The organism is Streptomyces sp. NPDC005195, assembly GCF_040608315.1.
In the GTDB taxonomy this organism is placed as follows: domain Bacteria; phylum Actinomycetota; class Actinomycetes; order Streptomycetales; family Streptomycetaceae; genus Streptomyces; species Streptomyces kaempferi.
Genome location: NZ_JBEXHZ010000011.1, coordinates 139951 through 161202, shown reverse-complemented (window position 1 = coordinate 161202; position 21252 = coordinate 139951). Strand labels below are relative to the sequence as shown.

Below are 21252 nucleotides of genomic sequence, written 5' to 3'. Positions count from 1 at the left end.
AGAGTGTTGTCCGCCGGCCCGTGAACGAGCCGCCGCGACACATTCACCGATGTCGATGTCGATGTCGACGCAGACGCCGGTCCACGGCCTGGTTAGCACCCCTTTTATGCCGAGTTCGTACCGAGTTCGTACCGAGGAGAGCTTCATGAAGATCGTGATCGCCGGTGGCCACGGCCGGATCGCCCGGCGTCTGGGCCGGCTGCTCGCCGCCCGGGGAGACAGCGTCGCCGGGATCATCCGCAACCCGGCCCACAGCGGTGACCTGCTGGCGGACGGCATCGAGCCCGTCGTCCGCGACCTTGAGACGGCGTCGTGCGACGAGGTCGTCCAGGTCGTGTCGGGGGCGGACGCTGTGGTCTTCGCCGCCGGCGCCGGGCCGGGCAGCGGCGCGGCGCGTAAGCACACCGTCGACCACCAGGCCGCCGTCCTCCTCGCCGAAGCGGCCCTGCGCGCCGGGGTGCGACGGTACGTGATGGTCTCCACCCGGGGCGCCGGCAGCCCGCCCCCGGCCGATGCCGACGAGGTCTGGGCCGCCTACGTCCACGCCAAGACCGTCGCCGACGAGTACCTCATGGCCCAGGACCTCGACTGGACCGTCCTGCGTCCCGCGGCCCTCACCGACGGACCCGGCACGGGCGGGGTGCGCCTCACCGCGGAGCGAAGCGTCGGGGACGTCACCCGCGACGACGTCGCACAGGTCCTGGCCGCTCTCCTCGACACTCCCGCCACCGCGGGACTCGTCCTCGAGCTCGCCGAAGGGCCCGTACCGGTGTCCGAAGCGGTCTCCCACGCCGCGAACGCCCGCACAGGCGAGCCCGGCCCCCGGTAGACAACGCCTCCTGAGCGGGTAACCCCACCGAACGTCCAGTGCCCCCAAGGGCTTTCGCCGCTTGGTGACCCGATACGGCTGTGGAGATGCTCCGGCGCCGCTTCGGGCGGTGGTCCGACCGCGACACGACTGGTCCTGCTCCGGGCAGGATCGCGGTGAAGCCCCCTTGGCGGTCGTGCCCCGGGAGGTCGTACGCGATCGAGCGGGCGAGCCATGTACGGTGCGGTGTCCTTGGCGGGACGTCGTGCGTGACGCGGCTCCCACAGCCCGCACCTGTACCGGTCCGTCCGTCGGAAGGCGGTTCGTCGGCCGGCCTGGCGCAGCGCCGGCACGTCACCACCGGTCCGATCGGTGACGACACCGGCATGGAGCCGCCCGATGCGTGACAGCAGCCTCCCGTCGGCCGGGGGGCCTACGTCTCGTCCGCGCTGCGGCGTCACGACCCGCGAAGTCACGGGCGGTCCCGCACAAGCCGTCAAGCCGGGACCCGACCCCTGCCGAGGCGCGGTCAGTGACCCGTAAGCCAGTCCGCCAAGTCGTAGACCGCATGGCAGTAGGGGTCGTAGGTGTTCTTCCGCATTCGCTCCAACTCCCCGGTTTTCCAGAGGACCGGAAGTACGGCATGCGCTCCTGTCACGCCGACGACCACAGAGCCTTCTTCGTCTCGGAGGGGAAGGTCGACACCGAACGGCGGACCATCCCGTGATGTGGGGGCATCCAGGTAGAGGCGTCGCGCGGTGCCCCCTCGGCTTCACACGCGGAGCAGTCGGCCAGCGCCCATCTGAGCGCGGCCGCAAGATTCGCCTGTGGGGATGTCCGTGCCGTGTGCGTCCGTGAGTGGCATGTCGAAGGCCACCGACGTGCCGAACAGCTGTCCGTCCCACAGGACGACGCGACCGACGCCGCGTCGATCCGGGGTATTCATCACACCACGCACGAACCGGTCTTCCCGCCCGATCGCAAACGCCGAGACACGGCTGAGCATCTCGTGCGCGAGCCGAGCCTGCAGACCGGACAGACCTGTTTCGTCCCACGCCAGCGACTGACCCGTCGTACTCGGTTCACGCTGTCAGGGCACTTGTCGACAACCTGACAGCAGGCCGTGGGAACCCCGGATTTGGCCTCGTGGTCGGCGAGCTCATACATGTGATCACTGGTTCTCCCCGTGCTGTTGCGCAACGACCTTCCCGCGAGCGTGAATGATGCCGGGGCGGTCACGCAACACGGCGCCGTGAAGCTTCGAGAACATCGGCGTAGGCGGGAGTCATCCCATGAGCAACGGTTCCCGACAGCGCGAACACCGACTGCCGTCCGCCACCGCCTCACGCGCCTTCGGTGTCCGGCCGCTGCGCCGACTGGAGCGGGTACTTGGGCAGTCTTGAGCCGGCCGCCAACACCTCGAGGCAGGTACGGCGGCCCTCTTCGTCGAAGTCGAGGTTGATCACGCCGCGGACATCCAGCAGGTCACGGGGATACCTGTGCGCGGAGTTCACGCGGAAGCGCAGGCAGGGAGCGTGCTCACGAGCGTGAGGCGATGTTCTCCGCGAACTACGAGTCCAAGGCCCGCCATTGTAGACTCAAAAGTGCCCTTGACCAGCAATGCCGGTGATTTAGGGTGTTTCTGCAGGTGAGGACGCGTGTCTCGGGTTCCGCGTGACTTTGAGTGAGTAGCTGACGTGGCTGGGAGGGCGGGGCTCGTCCCGGCGTTTGGCTTCGAAGGTGTTCCTTGGTGGCTTCTTGAGTCGTTGGCAGCGGCGGTCGCGGCGAGGGGGCAGGAGGTCGTTGAGGAGTTCGTGGACGACTTCGAGTCGGGCCGCGCAGAGGGCTTGCGGGTTCGCTGCGGTCTGTCCGGCGGTTTTGAGCCGTGCGAGCTGGAGGGTCGTGGTGAAGGAGATCCGGTCGGGATCGATCTCGCCCTGTTCGGCTGCGTGGACTTTGAGTGCGCACAGTGCCTGGTAGACGGTGAGGAGCGCGTAGATCTCCTGGCAGATGAGCTCGGGGGTCTTGGACCGCAGGATGAAGCCGGCGCCTCGCAGGCGGTTTTTGAGTTCGGCGAAGCCGTTCTCGATCTCCCAGCGCTGGTGGTAGAGCTGGGTCAACTGCCGTGCGGGCGCTTGCCGGTGGTCGAGCAGGCTGGTCGCCAGGCGGAACTTTTCCACCTGGGGCGGTCCGTGCTGGGGCCGGACGGTGACGGTGTAGTCGATGATGCGCACGAGGTGTCCTTGGGGCAGCCCTGTCGGGGTGCGGCCGTGGAAGCGGGCGTTGCCCAGGCGCTGGCCTTCGGCCGGGGTGGGCATGACGGACACGTACGAGCCGTCGGGCAGAATCCACAGTGGTGGCAGGACGAGGTTTTTCTTGATCCGCCAGGCGAGGTGGCTGCCGGTCGCTTCGACCAGCCCCCATAGTTCATGGCCGGCGAAGTTGCGGTCGGCCAGCAGCAGTATGCCGGGCCGCAGGGAGGCGAGCAGGCGGCGGGCGAGCTTGTGTTCGCTGAATTGGGCAATCGAGTCGAAGGCCGCGTCGATGAGGGCGTGGGTGCCACACTCGATCAGGGCCATCAGTCTGACCTGTGGGTTTCCGCTCTTGTTGGTGCCCTCGCGGCCGGTGAATCCGAACGCGGCGGCGTTCTCGGGGGTGTCCGGCACGTCCAGCGCGGTGCCGTCCCAGGCGACCCGTCGCAGGCCGAAGGCGAACGCTCCCGGGGTCGTGGGTGCCGCCTGGGCGCCGCACCGGCGTTCGAACAGCGCCTGGAACGGCTTGTCGCCCAGGCGCTGGCGGGCTCTGGTGAGGGCCGAACTGGTGGGCAGGCGCTGGACGAGGCCGCCCGGCAGGTGACGCAGTTTCTCGGTCAGGGTCCGCAGGGCTGCCCGGTATCCCGGCGGCCCGGCACTGTCGGAGCTGCTGAACAGGCACAGGGCCAGGACGAAGTAGACCACCGCGCGGGCCGGCAGAAGCCGTCGACGGCGCTCAACCGTTCCGGTCAACTCCAGTACCTCGTCGACCACTTCGGGGGTGATCTCCTCTGTGAGTACGCCGAGCCGGATCCGGTCCCCGAACTGCGGCTCCGGCCCCCTTCGCGGGCTTCGAGGGGACACCGGCCGGACCGCCGTGGTCACGGTTGAGGCAGCAGCGATGACAGACTGAGCGCCCAACGGGGCTCCCTCGCAGACAGTCGGATCTTGGTCGATCTTCTGTCCTACCGGGAGCCCCGTTGCCCTGTCTTGAGATCATCTGGCGCATCATCACAACGTGGCAGATCACCTGCGTCCCAGGGGCCAACTCACCCAAAACAACCATCGCCGAGCGCTCTACCTGCACTGATGCGCTAAATCACCGGCATTGCAGGTCAGGAGCACTACTCGCGTCTCTGACGCACTGCGGTAGACGCCACCGCTCGTGAAAGCCCGAGGCTAGCGGCAAGCGAAGCGGCTGCAGATGGAGCTGTGGGACGTCTGGCCGCCCGTGCGGGGTAGCGCATCGAGAGAGTCTGTACACAGAGAGCAAAAATTGCTGTTGTTAACGCCGTCAACGATGCCTTGCGTTGATGGAGGGATTGACTCTGTGTACGGTGGCCTGTATGACCGACAATCCTGCTCTACCGGCTGGCCCGCTGGTTACCGGATCCGAGATCGCAAGGCTGGCGGGTGTCACCCGTGCCGCCGTCTCGAACTGGCGGCGCCGGTACGCCGATTTCCCGACGCCGTCCGGTGGCGGTGTCAATAGTCCACTGTTCGATCTGACCGAGGTGCAGAACTGGCTGGACGGGCAGCGTAAGGGGCAAGAAGCATCGGTAGAGGTGCAGTTGTGGCAGGCGCTACGGCGAGTCTACGGTGACGACATGGTCGGCGGGCTCGTGGCTGTCGCCCGCCTCCTTACTGAGGGGGAGGTACCAGAGGGGCTTCCCGCCGACGTCGTCGGGTTCGCGCGGGATCTGGCCGGGAGCGGTAGCGCGGCAGAGGTGGTGAGCACGCTCGCCGAGCGTTTCACCGATTCTGTACGACGGGCCGGATCCGACCGGGTCACCTCAACGCGCATCGTCCGTGCCGTGCGCCACCTCGCCGGTTCCATTGCGTCCGACGCGACCCTCTTCGATCCGGCGTGCGGCATCGGGACTCTGCTGCTCGCGGTCGGCGCAGAGCAGAGACCGAGGTGTTGTGGGCAGGAGTCCGAAGCCCGCAGTGCCCTGTTCTCGCAACTTCGGGCCGATCTCGCTGGGCGCACTGATGCCGACATCGTCACGGGGGATTCCTTGCGCGACGACCGTTGGCCGGACCTCAAGGCCGACCTGGTGGTCTGTGATCCCCCTGTCGGTGAATCCGACTGGGGGCGCGAGGATCTGTTGCTCGACACGCGGTGGGAGTTCGGCATCCCGTCTCGTGCCGAAGGTGAACTTGCTTGGCTGCAGCACGCTTACGCGCATACAGTGCCCGGCGGTCGCGTCCTCATGGTCCTCCCGGCCTCTGTCGCCTACCGCAAGGCCGGCCGTCGTATCAGGGCCGAGCTCGTACGACGGGGCACTCTCACTCAGGTCACGGCCCTTCCATCCGGCACGGCGGCCTCGCACGCGCTACCGGTCCACATCTGGCACCTGCGCCGCCCGGACGCTCTGGGCGATGCTGTGACCAGCGTCCGCATGGTCGATCTGACAGCGAGTGATCCGGACGGATCGCTGGAACCCCGTCCCGAGCAAGTGACAGAAGTGCCCCTGATCGAACTGCTGGACGATGTAGTGGACCTCACACCCGGTCGTCACGTCGAGGATTCGCATCGTGACTATGCGGTCGAGTATCGGAACTTGAGAGCGGAACTGACTGAACAGGTGCGATTGTTGGCGGAGTTGCTGCCTAAGCTGATCGAAGGCGATGGTCCGAGTTCCTTGGACGGGCCCACCGTCAGCGTCGCTGACCTTGTACGTGCGGGGCTCGTGGCTTTCGGCGATCCGGGGCCGGTCTCGGTCAGCGACCAGCTCGACACCGACTATCTGCAAGGCTTCCTGCGCAGCGCGGCCAACACCCGGCGTTCCACGAGCTCAAGCGGTACTTTCCGCCTCGACGGCAAGGGCGCCCGCATTCCACAGATGGACATCACCGAGCAACGGCGGTACGGGGCGGCCTTCCGTGCGCTCCAGGAGTTCGAGGAGCGGGCGCGTCGCGTGGCGGAGCTGGGTCGGGACGCTGCGGCACTGGCAAGGGACGGTCTCAGCAACGGGGCTCTTAGTCTTGGAAGATGACCGAGCGTCATATCGCAGTGGGTTGGGGATTGGGCTGCGGAACGAACGAGCTGGCCGCTCCGCTCCAGGTGACCGACAGCGCCTCGCGCGCTCGCGTGCACGCCACGAACAGCAGACACCGCTCCCGCAGCAGGTCCGAGTCGTGCTGCAACGCGTCAACAGAGGCCGGTGTCACCTCGCGGGAGAACGGCAGCGCGCTCGCCGTCACTCCCAGCACGGCGACGCAGCGGAACTCCAGCCCCTTCATGGCGTGCATGGTGGCGAGGCGCACCCCGTCCACGTCTGGACTTGGGTTGTCCTTGATCCGGACCACCGGAATCCTGGCAGCGGCCAGCTTGTCGTACGCCTTGTCCAGCAGCACGTTGAAGCGTGCGCACACACCGATCTCGGACGGCCGTATGCCTTGGGCGATCCAGCCTTCGACGCGCTCGACGAGCGCCGTGACCTCCGCCTGCTCGGTGCCGTAGCCGTCCGTGTGCGGCCGACGGCCGTGCAGCAGCGAGCGGTAGCCGGCCAGGGTGTCATTCCCCTCGCCGCCCAGGTCGTCGACGGACACCGGGCTGAGGATGCCCGTGGACCAGGTGAGGATTTCCTCCGTGCTGCGGTAGTTGATGCGTAGGCGGTGGGTGCGTCCGGCCACCGGGATGCCGAGCGAACCGAGCGAGACCTTCGCGTCGTAGATCCGTTGGTGAGGGTCGCCCGTAATGAAGAGGTCGTCGCTGCCAGGGGCCACGGCGCCGCGCAGCACGCGCCACTGGGCCGGGTGCAGGTCCTGCGCCTCGTCGACGACGACATGGTCATGCGTGGGGTTCGAAGCCGCCAGGAGCTCTGCCGCGCGAGCGCACATCTTCAGGTGAGTGGTGTTCTTCTGGTCGCGCAGCATCGTGTCGAACAGTTCGACAGCCGGCCACAGCTGCTCGCGCCGCACGGAGGACAGGGCGCTGCCGCGGCCACGCCGCACGGCGGTGCGGTAGGCATCCAGGCTACGCAGGTCCTGCGCGAGGACGACGTGGCGGTACTCCTGGGCCAGGAACTGCTCGGTCCATGGCAGTCCGAGCTTCTTGACCACACGCTGCCACAGGACACGCTCGTCCCGGTCCCCGATGGGGGAGAGGGACTTGCTGTCGAGACGGCTTACGACGCCATGGGCATAGGAGTTGACCGTGGTGACGTCGACGCGGCCGAGCAGGGCGGGGTCGTTGTCCAGGAGAAACGCCAGGTTCTCACGCAGCGAGGCGGCGAGTGCGTTCGTGTAGGTGGTGAGCAGGACGCGGGTGTCGGGCGAGCGGGTGAGGAGATGCTTCACGCGATGCAGTGCGGCGACCGTCTTGCCGGTGCCCGGGCCGCCGGTGACCTGGACGGGACCACCGTACGACACCCGGTAGGCGACCCGGCGCTGCGAAGGATGCAGGAACACCCGCCAGGCCGCGAACGGCTTCTCCAGGATGTCGGCGAGTTCCTCCGGCCCGGTGACCAGGGTGATACGGCTCTTGGTGTTGGCGATGACGACGGCCAGGCTCTCGTCGGGATCGGGTCCCGCATCGACCGGGCGGCGCACAGCGACCACGTCCCGGTACACGTCGTCCGGGCTGAACTTCTCGGCAAGGTACTGCAGCACCTCGCACTGGTCCTCCGGCAGAAGCGTCTCGAAGGCCTGCAACTGCGCCTTGTCGACGATCGTGCGTACAGCCTTGAGGACCTGGTCGTCGATCCCGAGATGGTGCAGCACTGTGTCGGAGTAGTTGGCGAAGAGTAGCGAGTCGGCGGCCGCGGCGGCTTTCTCCAGGGCCGGAGTCAGCTGCTCGATGGCGACGACATTGCGGACTTCGAGCCCCCGCGTCGCGGAGTTCGTCGTGTACAGCCGCTTGGCCGCCCAGGTGTAGGCGTCGTCATGTCGGACCACGTTGACCAGCAGGAACACATCACTGCCGTCGTCCGGTGCGAGGACAACGCCCCGCCAGAAGTCGTTGATGCGGATGGTCCGCATGCGGGAGTCGCGCGCCTTCTCCACGGACTCCAGGTGCAGCCCCTTGTCCGCGTGGAGTCCGGACACGGTGAGTTGCTGGAACTTCTGCATCGCCTTGCGCACGCCGGCCTTGACGGGCTTCTCCAGCACGTCGAAGCTCTCCCAGAAGCTGTTGGCGAACGCGAGCTGCGGCACGAGGTGCACTCCCCACCCTGGACGGACACTCCGCAGCCGATCATACGCGCGGGGCGTTGACCAGCCGTTCGGCGACCTCATCGATGTCCGCGAGCAGCCCGGCCGGGTCCTGATCGAGGTCGAGGGCGTGCTGATGGATGACGATGCCGGCGTGGCGCACCCGGTGGGCGGCGTGCGAGGCGTTGCCCTTCGCGTACACCAGGTGTCCTTCTGGCAGGCCGAGGGCGGTGCAGTACGCGAGCATCTGGTACAGGTCGGCGTCCGGAAAGCCGTTCCGCTTCTCCGCTTTGTACTTGGCGTCCACCACGGCACACGGCGTCCCGTCCGCGCCGTACAGCACGAAGTCGGGCTTCATGCGGATCGCGGCGGCCTGGTCGAGATGGTGCGGGTCCTGGAGCCGGGCCGTGTGCCCCGTGCCCCGGAAGGCGTCCCGCAGGGCCACGGTCACGAAGTCCTCGAAAAGCTTGTTCATGTCGAAGAGGAATCCGTCGATGCGCAGTCCGCCCGGGGTGTGTTCGGCGGAGGACCCGTCCAGGACCACCCGGGCGAGGCGCAGGGCATGGTGGTAGCGGGTGTTGAGGCGGGTGGGGCGCCAGTCCGGGATCGACTGCCCACGCACGATCGCGGTGACGTCGGCGAGGCGGGCGCGCTGGTGCAGGAGCCTGCGACGGACGTCGCGCGGGACGCCGGGCAGTCGCAGGAGGCGCTCGACCGCGGCGCGCAGGATGCGGTTCTCCGCGATGTCGGTGGAGAACTCGTCGTACGCCACCTCGATCGGCAGCATCGCCCCGAAGCGCCGCCTTATCTGTTCGGCCTCCCTGAGCCGGCCACGGACAACGAGGGCGGATTCCTCAGTCGTCCGGTACCCCTGCAACAGCCCCTGCCGCAGTGCCCGGTCGATCTGCCGTTCCACGGAGTGGGCGAGTGCCGGAAGCACCTCTTGGTGCTCCGCCACGTCGACCACACCGTCCCGCCGGCCCTTTTCCGGGGCGAGGCTGTAGCCGATCAGGAAGAAGAGGCGGGCGATGGGAACCTTGGCGGTGATCCGCACGGTGAACGGTTCGCCGCTTCCGGGCACGGTGACGGACACGGCCCCCACCTTGCTGCCCGCCCGCAGCGACCAGCGGCCCGGAGTGTAGGGGTCCGGTGCCGCGTCCACGATGTCTCCGGCTGCCAGCACCCGGCCGAGGGCCTCCGGCAGCGTGATGCTCATGGCCGGCGCGTGCTCGACCAGTTCGACGGCGGATGTCATCCGAGGGACTCTCTCAGCGCTGCCAGGCCGTACCGCTTCTCGATGTCCACACCCTCCCCGTAATGGTGTTCCTCCATCAGCGGGAGGATCTTGGTCCGCCAGGTCCGCTCCAGACCGCCTTCACGGTAGACACCCTGTTTCATCAGGTACGAGGGCCCGATACGGAAGTCGGCTTCGTCGATACGGGAATTGAGCGCGTCAAGCAGATCGGCCGGCTCGGGATCCCTGCCCTCCCGGGCCAGCCACCGACGCAGAAGACCGCTCGTCGGCTCGATGCGCGGCGAGAGTTCCACGAAGGCGAAACGGCGTCGCATGGCCGCGTCGACGAGAGCGATCGACCGGTCCGCCGTGTTCATGGTGCCGATCACGTAGAGGTTCGGAGGGAGAGCGAAGTCGTCGCCGGAGTAGGGCAGTTGAACGGACTTGTTGCGGTATTCGAGGAGGAAGTACAGCTCGCCGAAGACCTTGGCCAGGTTGGCACGGTTGATCTCGTCAATGATGAGGAAGTGAGGGATGTGCCGGTTGCCCTCACGGCCTGCGAGATCGGCCAGCTCGCGCAGGGGGCCCGCATTGATCCGGAAGGCGACCTCCTTGGTCTTCGGGTCCTCCTTGGGCCGGAAACCCTCGACGAAGTCCTCGTACGCGTACGAGGGATGGAACTGGACGAGCTTCACCTGCTCGGGCCCGCCGCCCAGGAACTCGGCGAGCTTCAGCGCCAGGTAGGTCTTCCCGGTGCCCGGCGGCCCGTACAGCACGAGCTGCCGTTCGTCCGCCAGCAGGTCGCGCACTTCGCGTAGCCAGCCTGTCTCGTGCACCAGCAGCTCGTCGGCGAGGGTGTCGGTGGGGTCGGGCAGCTCGGGCTCCCGACGGGCCACGAGCGCCGGGATTTCGCCGCTGGGGTCGCGCTCTATGGCCTCGGCCTCCTCCGCCAGCTCCTCGTCGCTGCGGCCCAGTCCCTCGACAAGCGCCTGGACCGTGGAGAGGTCGACGACATCGTGCTGGATGGACAGCCGCTGCTGGAGCTCCTCCGGCAGGTCGTCGTACGCATAACCGGAGGGCTGCCACTCCACCGGGCGCCGCAGGTTGGACCGCCGGTCCTCGGACTCGGTCTGCTCCGCCTCGCCGGTGATCTCGCCGATGTGGAGATGCCCGCCCGAGATGGTGCACACAGTGTCACCGGGCTTCATGCGGGAGAGAAAGGCATGCAGCTCGTCGACCAGCTGCTGCTTCTGGCTGTAGGTGGCGGTCGACTCGTAGTCCTCCTGGACGAGAGTGCGGAGCTCGTCCTTACTGATGCCCTGTTCGACACCCTGCCGGAGCCGGGACGCGGGGAGGGTGACACGGCCGTCCGGCAGCCACAGGCGCTGGACGAGATCGAGCCCTGTCACATTCGAGCCGCGGACGAGCCAGGGACGGTTCGGGCCCGCCCATACGCCCGGCATGTAGTCGGACAGCGGCCTGTCGTCCTCGGTCCGCCACTCCTCCCATCCGTTGCGCGGGGCACCCACCAGCAGCACCGCGGCAAAGGACGGCGAGCCGAACACCACGTCCTCGGTCAGCTCCAGCCAGCCGGGCCAGCGTGTCGACGGCACCAGCACGCCGCCGGACGTCAGTTCCTCGCGTCGCTTGACCGGCGCCTTGAAGTGCTTGCCCAGCGACGGCATCACATGCACCCGGGCGGGCGAGCCGGCCCGCACCAGGAACTTCCGGCTCCCGTTCGTGCCCGTCTCGCCCAGGAGCACTCCGCGGGCCCGGTCGATGCCGTCCCCGTTGGGCAGCCGGAGCCGGAACTCCCGGTAGTCGTCAGCCATGGCTCTCCCCCTGCGTTCCGCTCCGATCTTGCCCGCAGCGTACTCGGGGCCACTGACAAGAACGGCGAACCGTCCACCGGGGAGCCCCCTAGGATGGGAAAGCGTTTTCGATCACGGGGTGCGGGTGGCCACCGGGTGCGGTGGGCCCACGGGGAGGGCATCGACGTCATGACGGAACAGAGCACAACCCATGCACCTGCTTCGGTCTTCGGCTCGGCGCGGAAGACCTGGCTGTGGGCGCGCGTCACCGAGCTGAGTGAGGCACTGCGTGATTTCGGACCGTGGCTGCACGAGCTGATCCCCGGGGATCTGGGGGACCGGCGGCTGGTGAGCGCCCTGACGCTGTGCTGCGTCGCGGCCGACGAGGCGCGTGTCCAGCCTGTGGCGGAGACCGTCGCCTGGCTGGAGCTGTTGATCCCGTACGGCCATCGCCACGACCTGGCCGACATCGTGAGCACGCTCCGCTCGAGCCTCACCGCGGTCGAGGAACCTGCGCTCTGGTCTTGGCAGGCGCAGGCGTGGGAGGAACTCGTCCTCGGGCTCTGGAAGCGCGAGAGGGCTGGGACTGTTGGACAGGGCAGGGCCGACGACGAACTGGTCTCCCGCTGGGGCGTACGCACAGCCGACATGGCGGCTGTCGCCCACCCCGCGCACGTGCCGCACGAGGACGGCGAGTCGCTCACGTCCCTGACCGAGCATCTGGACGACGAGGCCGAAGAATCCCACAGCATGCTCGCGCGGGCGGTCCTGTCGCAGCCGCGGGTCGCCGACACGATCGAGAGTTCACTGGCCGTGTACGAGGAGAGCCTGCAGAACGCCGGGCACCTGGCATTTCTCGCGGAGCAGTGTGTGCGCGGAAGGGAGTTGGTGGCGTGGTGCGAGAAGCAGGCGATCGGCGGGTCCGCGGCGACTGAGGACTTCCTGGCGGAGTTGAGTGATTCCGCCGACACCTACACCGCAGATGTCCTCGATCCGGTGATCCACTCGCTCTCCGCCTGTGAGCGGACGCTGTTCCACACCGCCACGCTTCCCGACCGGCACGACCGCCACGAGTACCTGTCCGCGTTTCTCGACTGCCTGGAAACTCCTTCGGCGAACGCCTGGCGGGACGGGGTGCTGGACCCCGGAGTGGTGGAGGAAGCCGACGAGCGTGAGGCACGCGGGGAACTCACCTGGCACGCCATGCGCGGATCTCTGCCGGTCTGGTACCACATCGTCACCTCCCCGCAGGAGCGCGCGGCCGCGCTGGCCTTCTCCGGCCGGGCCTCGTCGTCCGTGATCCGGGTCGACGCCGACGTGGTCGTGGCACGCCAGGGAGTGCTGTTCGAGGAGTTGGAAGGGGAAGGCGCGGTCGACGAGCCGGACGACTGGTACCCCCAGCCCGGTGTCCGACTGCAGTACGCCCGGGACAGCGCCACCGACCTGTGCGAACTGCTCGCCCTCGCCGAACTTGGCCACGCCCGGCTGGAGTTCGTGATCCGGGCCGCGGGCGGCGGATTCGTACTGCTGCGGTCGCTGCGGGCGGAAATCCGGCACGACGACGCCGTGGACTGGCGCCGGGGCGCGCTGCACGGCCTGCGGCAGCTGGTACCGGACGTCGACGACCTGGCGGACGCCGTCGCGGCCGAAGCGCAGCCTGTGGACCTGCTGGACCTGGACCGCGACGACGAAGACTGGCTGGGGCTGGACGAAACCTTCACGAGGGTCGACTCGGACACCCCGGAGACGCCGGCACCAGCCCCGGCACCGCCGCGCCCCGCGCGGCTGCCCGCCGACCTGCTGGCCAAGGTGAAGGCCATTCTGCGCATGGCCGAGGATCCGGCCGCCACGCAGGCCGAGTCGGAGGCCTTTCTGCAGAAGGCTACGGCCCTGATGGCCAAGTACGGCATTGAACAGGCCATGCTGCGCGGCGACGACCCCACCTCCGAACAGCCCGCGGACCGCGTGATGGACATCGCCCCTCCTTGGGTGGGCGAGTGCAAGCGGCTCCTGTCCTCCATCGCCTATGCGATGCGCTGTCACCCCATCTATCCGGGAGGCAAGGCCGACAAGCACCGGGTCCACCTGTTCGGCTATGCCTCGGATCTGCACTCCGTCGAAGTCCTGTACGCGAGCCTGCGCCTGCAGATGCTCCAGGGGGCCGAAAGAGCGGATTCCGGGCACCGTCTGCCCGGCGAACTCCCGCGTGCCTACAAGCGCTCCTGGATGCTCGGCTTCATCCGCGCCGTCGCCCTGCGCATCGGTGAGGCCGAACGCGCGGCACGCGCGGACACCGAGCGTGACCGTGCCGAGGCCGCCGCGCCGGACGGCGGTGTGCAGGGGCGCAGCGTGGCGCTCGTCCTCGCCGACCGGACCACCGCGGTGCAGGCCAAGGTCGCAGCCCACTACCCCAAGGTCGGGAAGGTGCGCCGCACGCGCTTCACGGGCAGTGGCTACCGGCAGGGGCACGCCGACGGGCAGCAGGCCGACATCGGTGGCCTCACGGTGGAGTACGAGAGGGAGCAGCCGGACGAGCTCATGGCTTGACGGTCGCGGCGGCATCGGGGTTCGGTCAGGGGCGAGTTCAAGCGGTCGTGGGGACATCGCACGTACGCGCATCTGCCGGGCGCACGACCCCTGACACGGGGGCTCAGCCCAGCACCGAGCCGATCCATGTGGTCGCCTCTTGAGGCAGCGCATGGGTGTCGACGCCGAGGACGTGGATGACGCCGAGTTCGCCTTGAGGGCCGCTGACGTGAAGGCTGCGGTGGGCGTGCCCGCCGGGCCGGGGATGGATGATCACTGCGCTCGGGGCGTCCCCGGGGCCGTAGCCACTGCCGTAGGTGAGGAGTTGGTGGACGTCGGCCGCGCTCACGCCGTGGCGATCGTAACGCTTGTACTTGGCGTCGACGGGCAGCAGCGTGGGATGTGCCGCGACCTGTCCGGGAAGGCTGAGCACGAGGTCGGGGCGGAAGGCCGAGACGTTGCCCAGGTCTCCACGGACGGTGATGCCGGTACCGCTGCCGCCGGGTACGGCGTGGCCGCCGTACGGGCCAAAGGCCTCGGTGCCGAGACGGCGGACGACGGCTTCCCAGAGCGCGGGCATGGCCAGCAGAAGGCCGTCCGCCGCGATGCCGTGGTCGCTGAGCAGGTCGGTCACGCCTCCACCGCGCAGCAGGAGGCGGGCCCAGGTGTGGGCAGGGCGGTAGCGGGCATTCAGGCGTGTGTAGTGGGTGCGGTCCAGCGCACGGAGCGCCGCGGCAGGGGTGGGGGCCTGTGGAAAGGCGCCGGCGACACCGTGCAGGGCGCGCGCCATGTCGGGACTGGAGGTCAGACCGAGCGCGGCCTTGAGCGCGCTCCCCAGAACACGGTTGTCCCAGATGTCCGCCTCCCGGTCGAAGGTTCGGACGTGCAGTTGATCCAGTTGCCCGTAGCGGTGGGTGGCCTGGGCGACGACGTCCAGCCGTCCTCGGAGTACGGGTTCGACACTCCGGCGGCGTACGTAGTCCCGGCGCAGTCCCTCCCGTAGGAGCCGCTCGCACTGTTCGAGCAGGGCGGCGGCGACCAGGTCGGCGTAGCCGTCGGGTCCGGTGGCCCATCGCCTGGCCGTCGCCGGGACCGGTGTGCCGAGGGCGTAGGCGAGCCAGCTCATGAGCTGGTCTCCAGGGATGGCGAACTTGGGCGCGATGACGACGCGGATACGGTCCAGGACCAGGACTCCGACGGTCGCGTCGGCTTTGAGCCGCCATCCGACGCGGCCCGGGACCAGGGTGAGGCAGCCCCGTGCCTGGAGGGCTTGCAGGCGGTCGATGTCCCGGGGAGTGAGCTGATCGGGCTCCAGTGCGGTGGACTCGTACTCGCCGAGCCGGAGCGTGGTGCGGTCAGGCATCCGGGCCGGACACGCCGCTGGTGAATTCGGTCGCCAGCGCGTCCGCCAGGTCCTGCGGGGACATAAGCAGCGGGCGCCCGGTGTCGGCGTCGACCAGGCCGCCGAGGATGAGGTGCAGCAGTTCGGCCCGGCCGAGACAGTAGTCCTCCAGGAGCGGGATCACCTCGTGGTGGAAGGCCGCGGCCAGATCCTCCTCTGTGTCGATCGGCGCACCGTCTCGGAGCAGATAGGCATGCCCTATCTGGTGGTCGGCGTCGAGGTGGCGCGTGATACGGGTGTTGAGAGCCTCGAAGAACGCAGCCAGGTCCAGGGGGCCCACCGTCCCGGAGACCGCGTCCGGGTCCGGACCCACCGACAGGAAGGCGAAGCGGCGCCGGACCGCGGCGTCCAGGTGGCTGATGCTTCGGTCGGCCGTGTTCATCGTGCCGATGATGCGTACGTTCGGCGGGACGGAGAAGCGCCGCTTGCTGACAGGGAGGGCGACCGGCAGGTTCCGCTTGTCCAGTTCGAGAAGGGTGATCAACTCGCCGAAGATCCGCGGCAGGTCACCGCGGTTGATCTCGTCGATGACCAGCAGGAAATCCTGTTCGGGGTGGGCGGTGGCCCGGCTGCACAGAGTGTGGAACAGGCCGTCCGTGAGCGCGAGGGTGAGCCCGGGACCCGTGGCACTCAGGTCCGGTTTGAAGCCCTCGACGAAGTCCTCGTAGCCATAGGAGGGATGGAAGGTGACCATGTGGACGCGGTCGCCGTGCAGCATTTCTGTCTGTGCCTTGGCGCGCTGGTCGGCGTTGGCATCGAGGGCCTCCGCGCGACCGTCCATGGCAAGGGCCGCGCCGAGCGCGAGCCGGGTCTTGCCTGTACCGGGCGGCCCGTGCAGGATCACCTGCCCCTTGCGTTTCAGAGCGTCCAGGACGGTTTGCACGTCCTCGGGCAGTGCGACCGGCGTGGTCTGGGGTTCCGTGCCCGTGCCCGTGTCGGAGTCGGCCCGGTACGCGGTGAGCTTGGCGAAGAACGCCGGGTCGATCCTGGCGAAGGTGGACCGCCATTGCCTGGGTTCCGGCAGCCGCTGCGCGTGCGACAGATCCCACTCCACCGGGACGGTGTGCTGGAACTCCTGGCGGTCCGCTTCGAAGCGGTAGTTCCCACTGACCGTGCCCGTGGCCAGTACCTCGTCCACCCCTCGATTGGCCACGATCCGGTCGCCCTCCTCCAGGTCACGGAAGGCCAGCAGCCGACGGGCGAGCGTCAGGCTGCCCCCGCTCTTGCGGGGCCAGTGCACGTCCAGAGCCTGCTTCAGATCCGTGTCGCTCTGGTACAGACCGAGGTCTCCGACCTGCTCCCATCCCACACGTATGACTCCGTCCGTCCGGCACTCCTCCCACAGACGGCCGCGCTCACCGGGAGCGATCTTCCAGATGGTGCGCTGTCGGGACCGCGGGTCGGAGTGCTGGTACAGGAAGTGCATTACTTCGTACCTCGTCCAGCCCTCGAACTCCGCGTGGTCCCGTACGAGTTTCAGCAGACGCCGGTTGCTGCGCCAGGCCGGGGCGTCGCCCTGCGCCGAGTCGCCCAGCAGCAGGGCGACGAACCGGCGCAGATGCTCCCCCGCGTAGATGGGCAGAAAGTGCTCGGGGAAGTAGGTCGCCAGCGTCTTTGTCACCAACGTCGGCCCGTATCGCAGCACTTCGAGATCGTCCAGGGCGTCGAAGTCACCCGCAGTGACAGCTTCGAAGGCCTGGACGAACTGACCGCGCAGGTGGGCCCAGGCCTCCTGCGGCTCCATGCCGCGCAAGGGAGCGGCCAGGCGCCATTCGCCGGAGACGTGGTGGTACATGATGTGCTTCGCGGCGCTGCCGCCCTTGATGCTGCCCAAGTTCGGCGTGAGGAACTCCAGCAGCCGGCAGTACGTCGGCCCCGATCCGGGGGACGCGGTCTGCCCGAGGGCGTAACGCTCCAAAGGGAGTTCCGCCCACTGCTTCAGCGGAAACTGGGACAGCACCTGCCTGCGCTCGTCCTCGGCAACCGACTCGACGTCGGCTACGGCCGTCCGGTCGAACTCGGCTGCTGCCGTGCGTACATCCGCCCCGTCTGTCATGGAGGCCATGATGCCCGAGCGCGAGGTGGCGGTTCCCCGTGCGTGGCAAGGTCGGCCAACTTCCTGCGGGCGAGGCAGGCGGCTGGCAGCATGGCTCAGCGCGGCGAGGTCGTTTTCCCGGGCGATGTGCGCCACGGCGACGGGAGAGATCGTGCAGGACTGGATCTACATCCTCAATCCGAACAAGGACACCCTTGATGGGGAGCCGGCCGACAAGGAGACCATGCGTCGGCTCTCCCACGATGACCCCAAGAGCGACTTCTGGCTCAGCCGACGCAACCACATGAACCCGGGTGACCGTCTGTGGTTCTACTTCGGCCAACAGGAGTCGGCGGTCGCTGCGGTGGCCGAGGTCGACAGCGAGCCGCAAGAAGCCCCTGACGACCCGGACTTCGGTTACCGGGTCGAGGCGACCCTGCTACCCGGACCCACCGACGCCTTGTACGGCAACCCGGTGAGCCGGGACGAGTTGGAGCTGGGCCAGGTTCGGTCCATTCAGAAGGTCAAGCCGGGCGCGTTGAAGATCCTGCTGGAGCGGGCCGGTCTGTGACCGCCTGGGGCGGTAAGTGCTGATGGCTGTGCGGGACCTGCCCCGCTCGGGAGAGGTTGCCGGCCTTCACTGCTCACCCCCGACATGTGGCAGGGGGCAGCGCCGCATCGGCAGGAATCCGGAGACAATGGAACACGTGGAGCCGCCACTGCTGTCGTTGCCGGATCCGGGTGCCCGCGCGGCTTTGGTGGTGGCGGGGCCAGGCCGCGTGGATGACCGGAACACCGTTGGCAGGCGACGGTGTTGACGGGGGCAGGATTTACTACGTTGACGGCGTCAACGGATTCCATCGCTGGACTCATGCGCTTCTGTGTGTGATCGGCCGGGTGGAGGTCGGGAGGGCGAGCCGCTGAGCGAGCCGTGATGCGGACTGGACCCTGGGACTGCACGCGGGTGGTGCCGCCATCCCCTCTGCCATCGGTCAGGAGCCCGGCATTAGAGTGTCTCCGCAGATGAGGGGGGCTTCATCGCACGACCGCTGCCTGCCCGGAAGGGCGGCTCGCCGGTCAGCCGCAGGCTTGCCGACGCCCGAAGTCGGCCGCGTCGCGCCGTCCGATCGATACGTGAAGGCGCAGAACACCAGGGGGGTACATGACTCGTCAGCGCGATCCGCGGTGTGGTCTCTGCGGGCGGACGGCGTCGGCCGTGCGGCCGTGCCCGGTACGGGGGAGTGTCCCGTGCCGGTGAACCTGCCTGAACGTATCGGCCCCTACCGACCGATCCGGCGCCTCGGAACCGGCGGCATGGGCACGGTCTACTACGCGACCGATCCCGACAGCGGGCGTCCCCTCGCCGTCAAGGCCCTCCACCAGGGCTTCGCCGACGACCCCGCGCACCGGGCCCGCTTCCGCCGGGAGACCACCACGCTCCGCAAGGTCACCGGTCCGTACCTCGTACCGCTGGTCGACGCCGACCCCGACGCCCCGCTGCCCTGGCTGGCGACCGCCTACGTGCAGGGCAACACCCTGCACGAGCACGTTCGGGACACCGGGCCCCTGAGGGCGGACAACCTGCTGACTTTCGCGGCGGCCGTCGCCCACGCGCTGGCCTGTATCCACGGCGCGGGGGTCGCCCACCGCGACCTGAAGCCGACGAACGTCCTCCTCGCGGCCGACGGGCCCCACGTCGTGGACTTCGGCATCGCCCACCACCTGGACGCCACCGCCATCACCGCGACATCGGTGACGACCGGCACTCCCGGCTGGATGGCACCGGAGCAGCTCACCGACGGCATCACCCTTCCGGCCTGCGACATCTTCTGCTGGGGGCTGCTCGTCTCCTATGCCGCGGCAGCGGCCCACCCCTTCGGGGCCCCCACCGGGATCAACCACCGCATCATCAGTGCCGCGCCCTCGCTCCAGGGCGTGCCCGACGCCCTGTTGCCCCTCGTCCGTGACGCCCTGCACAAGGATCCCGGGCAGAGGCCGAGCGCCGCGGAGATCGCCGAGCGGGCGGCCGCCGTGTACGGGCCGACCGGGACCGTCGTCTTCCCGACCATGGCCTACACGCGGTCCTTCGAACGGGCAGAGGCCGCTGTCACCGTGCCCCTGGACCGCATGCGCTGGAATGTCCCGCTGCCCGCCGAGCCCTCCTCCGACGAGGAACCCGCGGGCGAGGAACCTGCGGGCGAGGGAACCGTGGGCGACGAGGAGGCAGCCGCTCCGCCGGTGCCCTCAAAGCCTCATCTCCCGCAGGCGTCCGGAGAGACGACGTCCTCGCCGAGCGCACAGAACGCACGCCGGGACGTTCCCCTGGTCCCCCTTCCTTCGTACGTCCCGGCCTCGCTTCCCGCTGCCTCGGCGGTCGCACTCGCCGGGCGCCGTACGCGACGGCGTCGGGGCGTCCTCTACACGGTGGCCGCCGCCGCCGCGGTGCTGGGCGTCGTGGGCGGCGCCGTGGCGGCGGGCAACAGCGGGACCGGAGCCGCCGCGCGGCCCCCCGTCGCCGACCCGACGCCCGAGCCGAAGCGGACGGCGCCGAGTCAGACCCCCGTTGCCATGGATCCCTCCCCGTCCGAATCCCCGAGCGCCGAGGAGACCGCCGTCCAGGAGCCGGAACCGGTGGCCCTCTTCGGGGGCCTGCGTGTCACGTTCCCCGCCGACTCGAAGCTGGAGTTCTCCGGCTCGGGCGACGGAGACTCGGCAGATGGATCTTCCTGGGCCACCTCGGATGCCTCGGAGACTTCGGATACGACCGCCGCGACCAACGCCGACTTCACTCTGTCCGGGGACTCCGACACCGGCGTGCACCTTCTGTACGCCCCGGACCTGACCCTGGATCAGATCAAGGTGGGCCAGAAGGACTCCGGCTCCATGTGGTCTGTCGAAAGCGAGGACACTGACACCGTCACGGACGAGTCGGTGATCTCCCTGAAGGAGGGGCCGCTGACCGACGTCGGCGGCAAGAAGGCCATGAGCTGGACGTTCGGCACGGATGTGCTCCCCGACTACGACGGCTCCCGCAAGAGCAGCCACCGCGTGTGGTGGCTGCCGTACAGCAAGTACCTCCTCTATACCTACGGGAAGCACGACAAGGTCGCCGAGGCCGCGGTGGATGAGCTGATCGAGGGGATCGGCTTCAAAGCCACGAAGATGCCGCGTGACTGCGCCGACGCTGTCGTGGGCCTGGACAAGGCCGCCGCCAGCGGTGAACAGGCGGACGACCACGGCGCCCTCACCAACTGTTACGACGCCGCGGTGAACGGCGCCGAACAACTCGATCCGGGGACGGTGCACACCAAGACCGAGGCCGCGTGCGTCGCCCTCGTCCAGGCCTACGCCGGGTATGGCGCCTACCCCGGGTACGACGAGGCGAAGGCCTACAAGGAACTGCGCCCCTGGTGCGACATCCCCGGAGAAATCCGCAATCCGCGCCTGCCGGACTGGGCTTCCTGACGCCACGACGGCCCGTCCCTGTCAGTCGACGGTTCCGGTCACTTCCCGAAACGGCCGATCGCCTGGCGGGGACTGCACCAGCAGCGCCCACACCGTCTTTCCGGAGGGCGGGCGCGGCTCCGTGCCCCAGCGGTCGGCCAGTGCGTCGACGAGGAGCAGGCCGCGGCCCGACTCGTCGTCCGGGCCGCGCTCCGGGGGAATCGCGGGGCGACACTCGCCCCGGGTGTCGCTCACCGCGATGCGCAGGGTGCCGGCCACGTTGTCCAGCGTCAGTGCCAGCAGGAAGTCGCGGCCCTGGAGGCGGCCGTGCAGTGCCGCGTTCGCCGCCAGCTCCGCGACGACGTGTTCGGCCCGCTCCATGACTCCGGGTGACAGCTCCCAGGCTGTCAGGCGCTCCATGGTCAGGAGACGGGCCAGGCGGGCGCCGCGACGCGTTGAGGAAAGCTGCTGCGCGAAGGTGCTGACAGTAGAGCAGAGTTGGGGAGTGGAGGCGTTCATGGGTAAACCGTGGCGGGCGTGCGGGGGCATGTTCCAGTAGCGCGACCCGTACGCTGCGTCAGCG

13 protein-coding genes are annotated in these 21252 nt (G+C 68.7%); 5 read left to right on the top strand and 8 right to left on the bottom strand.

Features of this window, described 5'->3' with window-relative positions; all coding sequences use genetic code 11:
- The first annotated feature begins 145 nt into the window (after positions 1-145).
- The gene (locus tag ABZV34_RS15375; RefSeq protein ID WP_356275568.1) at positions 146-829 is read left to right on the top strand and encodes an NAD(P)H-binding protein; all 684 of its coding nucleotides are present in this window, start codon (positions 146-148) and stop codon (positions 827-829) included.
- A gap of 1322 nt (positions 830-2151) precedes the next feature.
- On the opposite strand, the gene ABZV34_RS15370 is transcribed toward ABZV34_RS15375, so the two are convergent.
- Together ABZV34_RS15370 and ABZV34_RS15365 are read right to left on the bottom strand one after the other, a co-directional pair.
- Positions 2152-2322, bottom strand: coding sequence for a hypothetical protein (locus ABZV34_RS15370; protein ID WP_356275566.1), 171 nt, complete (start codon positions 2320-2322; stop codon positions 2152-2154).
- Positions 2323-2439: 117 nt separating this feature from the next.
- Complete coding sequence (locus ABZV34_RS15365) at positions 2440-3924, bottom strand: IS4 family transposase (RefSeq protein ID WP_356275564.1); 1485 nt, start codon at positions 3922-3924, stop codon at positions 2440-2442.
- Between the two features lie 482 nt (positions 3925-4406).
- Here ABZV34_RS15365 and ABZV34_RS15360 point away from each other — a divergent pair, with 482 nt between their 5' ends.
- Complete coding sequence (locus ABZV34_RS15360) at positions 4407-6059, top strand: N-6 DNA methylase (RefSeq protein ID WP_356275562.1); 1653 nt, start codon at positions 4407-4409, stop codon at positions 6057-6059.
- Positions 6060-6066: 7 nt separating this feature from the next.
- Here ABZV34_RS15360 and ABZV34_RS15355 read toward each other — a convergent pair whose 3' ends face one another.
- Genes ABZV34_RS15355 through ABZV34_RS15345 form a run of 3 tightly spaced genes read right to left on the bottom strand, consistent with a single transcriptional unit; the run spans position 6067 to position 11283 of the window.
- Positions 6067-8220, bottom strand: coding sequence for a UvrD-helicase domain-containing protein (locus ABZV34_RS15355; protein WP_356275560.1), 2154 nt, complete (start codon positions 8218-8220; stop codon positions 6067-6069).
- 40 nt (positions 8221-8260) lie between these two features.
- Entirely contained in the window at positions 8261-9472 is a 1212-nt protein-coding gene (locus tag ABZV34_RS15350) for a restriction endonuclease (RefSeq protein ID WP_356275557.1), read from the bottom strand.
- The gene (locus ABZV34_RS15345) at positions 9469-11283 is read right to left on the bottom strand and encodes a DUF4357 domain-containing protein (protein WP_356275555.1); all 1815 of its coding nucleotides are present in this window, start codon (positions 11281-11283) and stop codon (positions 9469-9471) included. Before ABZV34_RS15345 ends, ABZV34_RS15350 begins: the two co-directional genes overlap by 4 nt.
- A 168-nt stretch (positions 11284-11451) precedes the next feature.
- Here ABZV34_RS15345 and ABZV34_RS15340 point away from each other — a divergent pair, with 168 nt between their 5' ends.
- Positions 11452-13809, top strand: coding sequence for a DUF2786 domain-containing protein (locus ABZV34_RS15340; RefSeq protein ID WP_356275553.1), 2358 nt, complete (start codon positions 11452-11454; stop codon positions 13807-13809).
- 103 nt (positions 13810-13912) lie between these two features.
- Here ABZV34_RS15340 and ABZV34_RS15335 read toward each other — a convergent pair whose 3' ends face one another.
- Entirely contained in the window at positions 13913-15151 is a 1239-nt protein-coding gene (locus ABZV34_RS15335) for a PE-PGRS family protein (RefSeq protein WP_356275551.1), read from the bottom strand.
- Positions 15144-17246, bottom strand: coding sequence for an AAA family ATPase (locus ABZV34_RS15330; protein ID WP_356275548.1), 2103 nt, complete (start codon positions 17244-17246; stop codon positions 15144-15146). Before ABZV34_RS15330 ends, ABZV34_RS15335 begins: the two co-directional genes overlap by 8 nt.
- A gap of 151 nt (positions 17247-17397) precedes the next feature.
- Between ABZV34_RS15330 and ABZV34_RS15325 the strand changes: the two genes are divergently transcribed.
- Together ABZV34_RS15325 and ABZV34_RS15320 are read left to right on the top strand one after the other, a co-directional pair.
- Complete coding sequence (locus tag ABZV34_RS15325; RefSeq protein ID WP_356275545.1) at positions 17398-17796, top strand: hypothetical protein; 399 nt, start codon at positions 17398-17400, stop codon at positions 17794-17796.
- Between the two features lie 677 nt (positions 17797-18473).
- Entirely contained in the window at positions 18474-20690 is a 2217-nt protein-coding gene (locus tag ABZV34_RS15320) for a protein kinase (RefSeq protein ID WP_356275542.1), read from the top strand.
- A 21-nt stretch (positions 20691-20711) separates the two neighbouring features.
- Here the strand turns inward: ABZV34_RS15320 and ABZV34_RS15315 are convergent, their stop codons facing one another.
- Positions 20712-21188: an ATP-binding protein gene (locus ABZV34_RS15315; protein WP_356275539.1), complete on the bottom strand. Its 477-nt coding sequence runs from the start codon at positions 21186-21188 to the stop codon at positions 20712-20714.
- Positions 21189-21252: the final 64 nt, after the last annotated feature.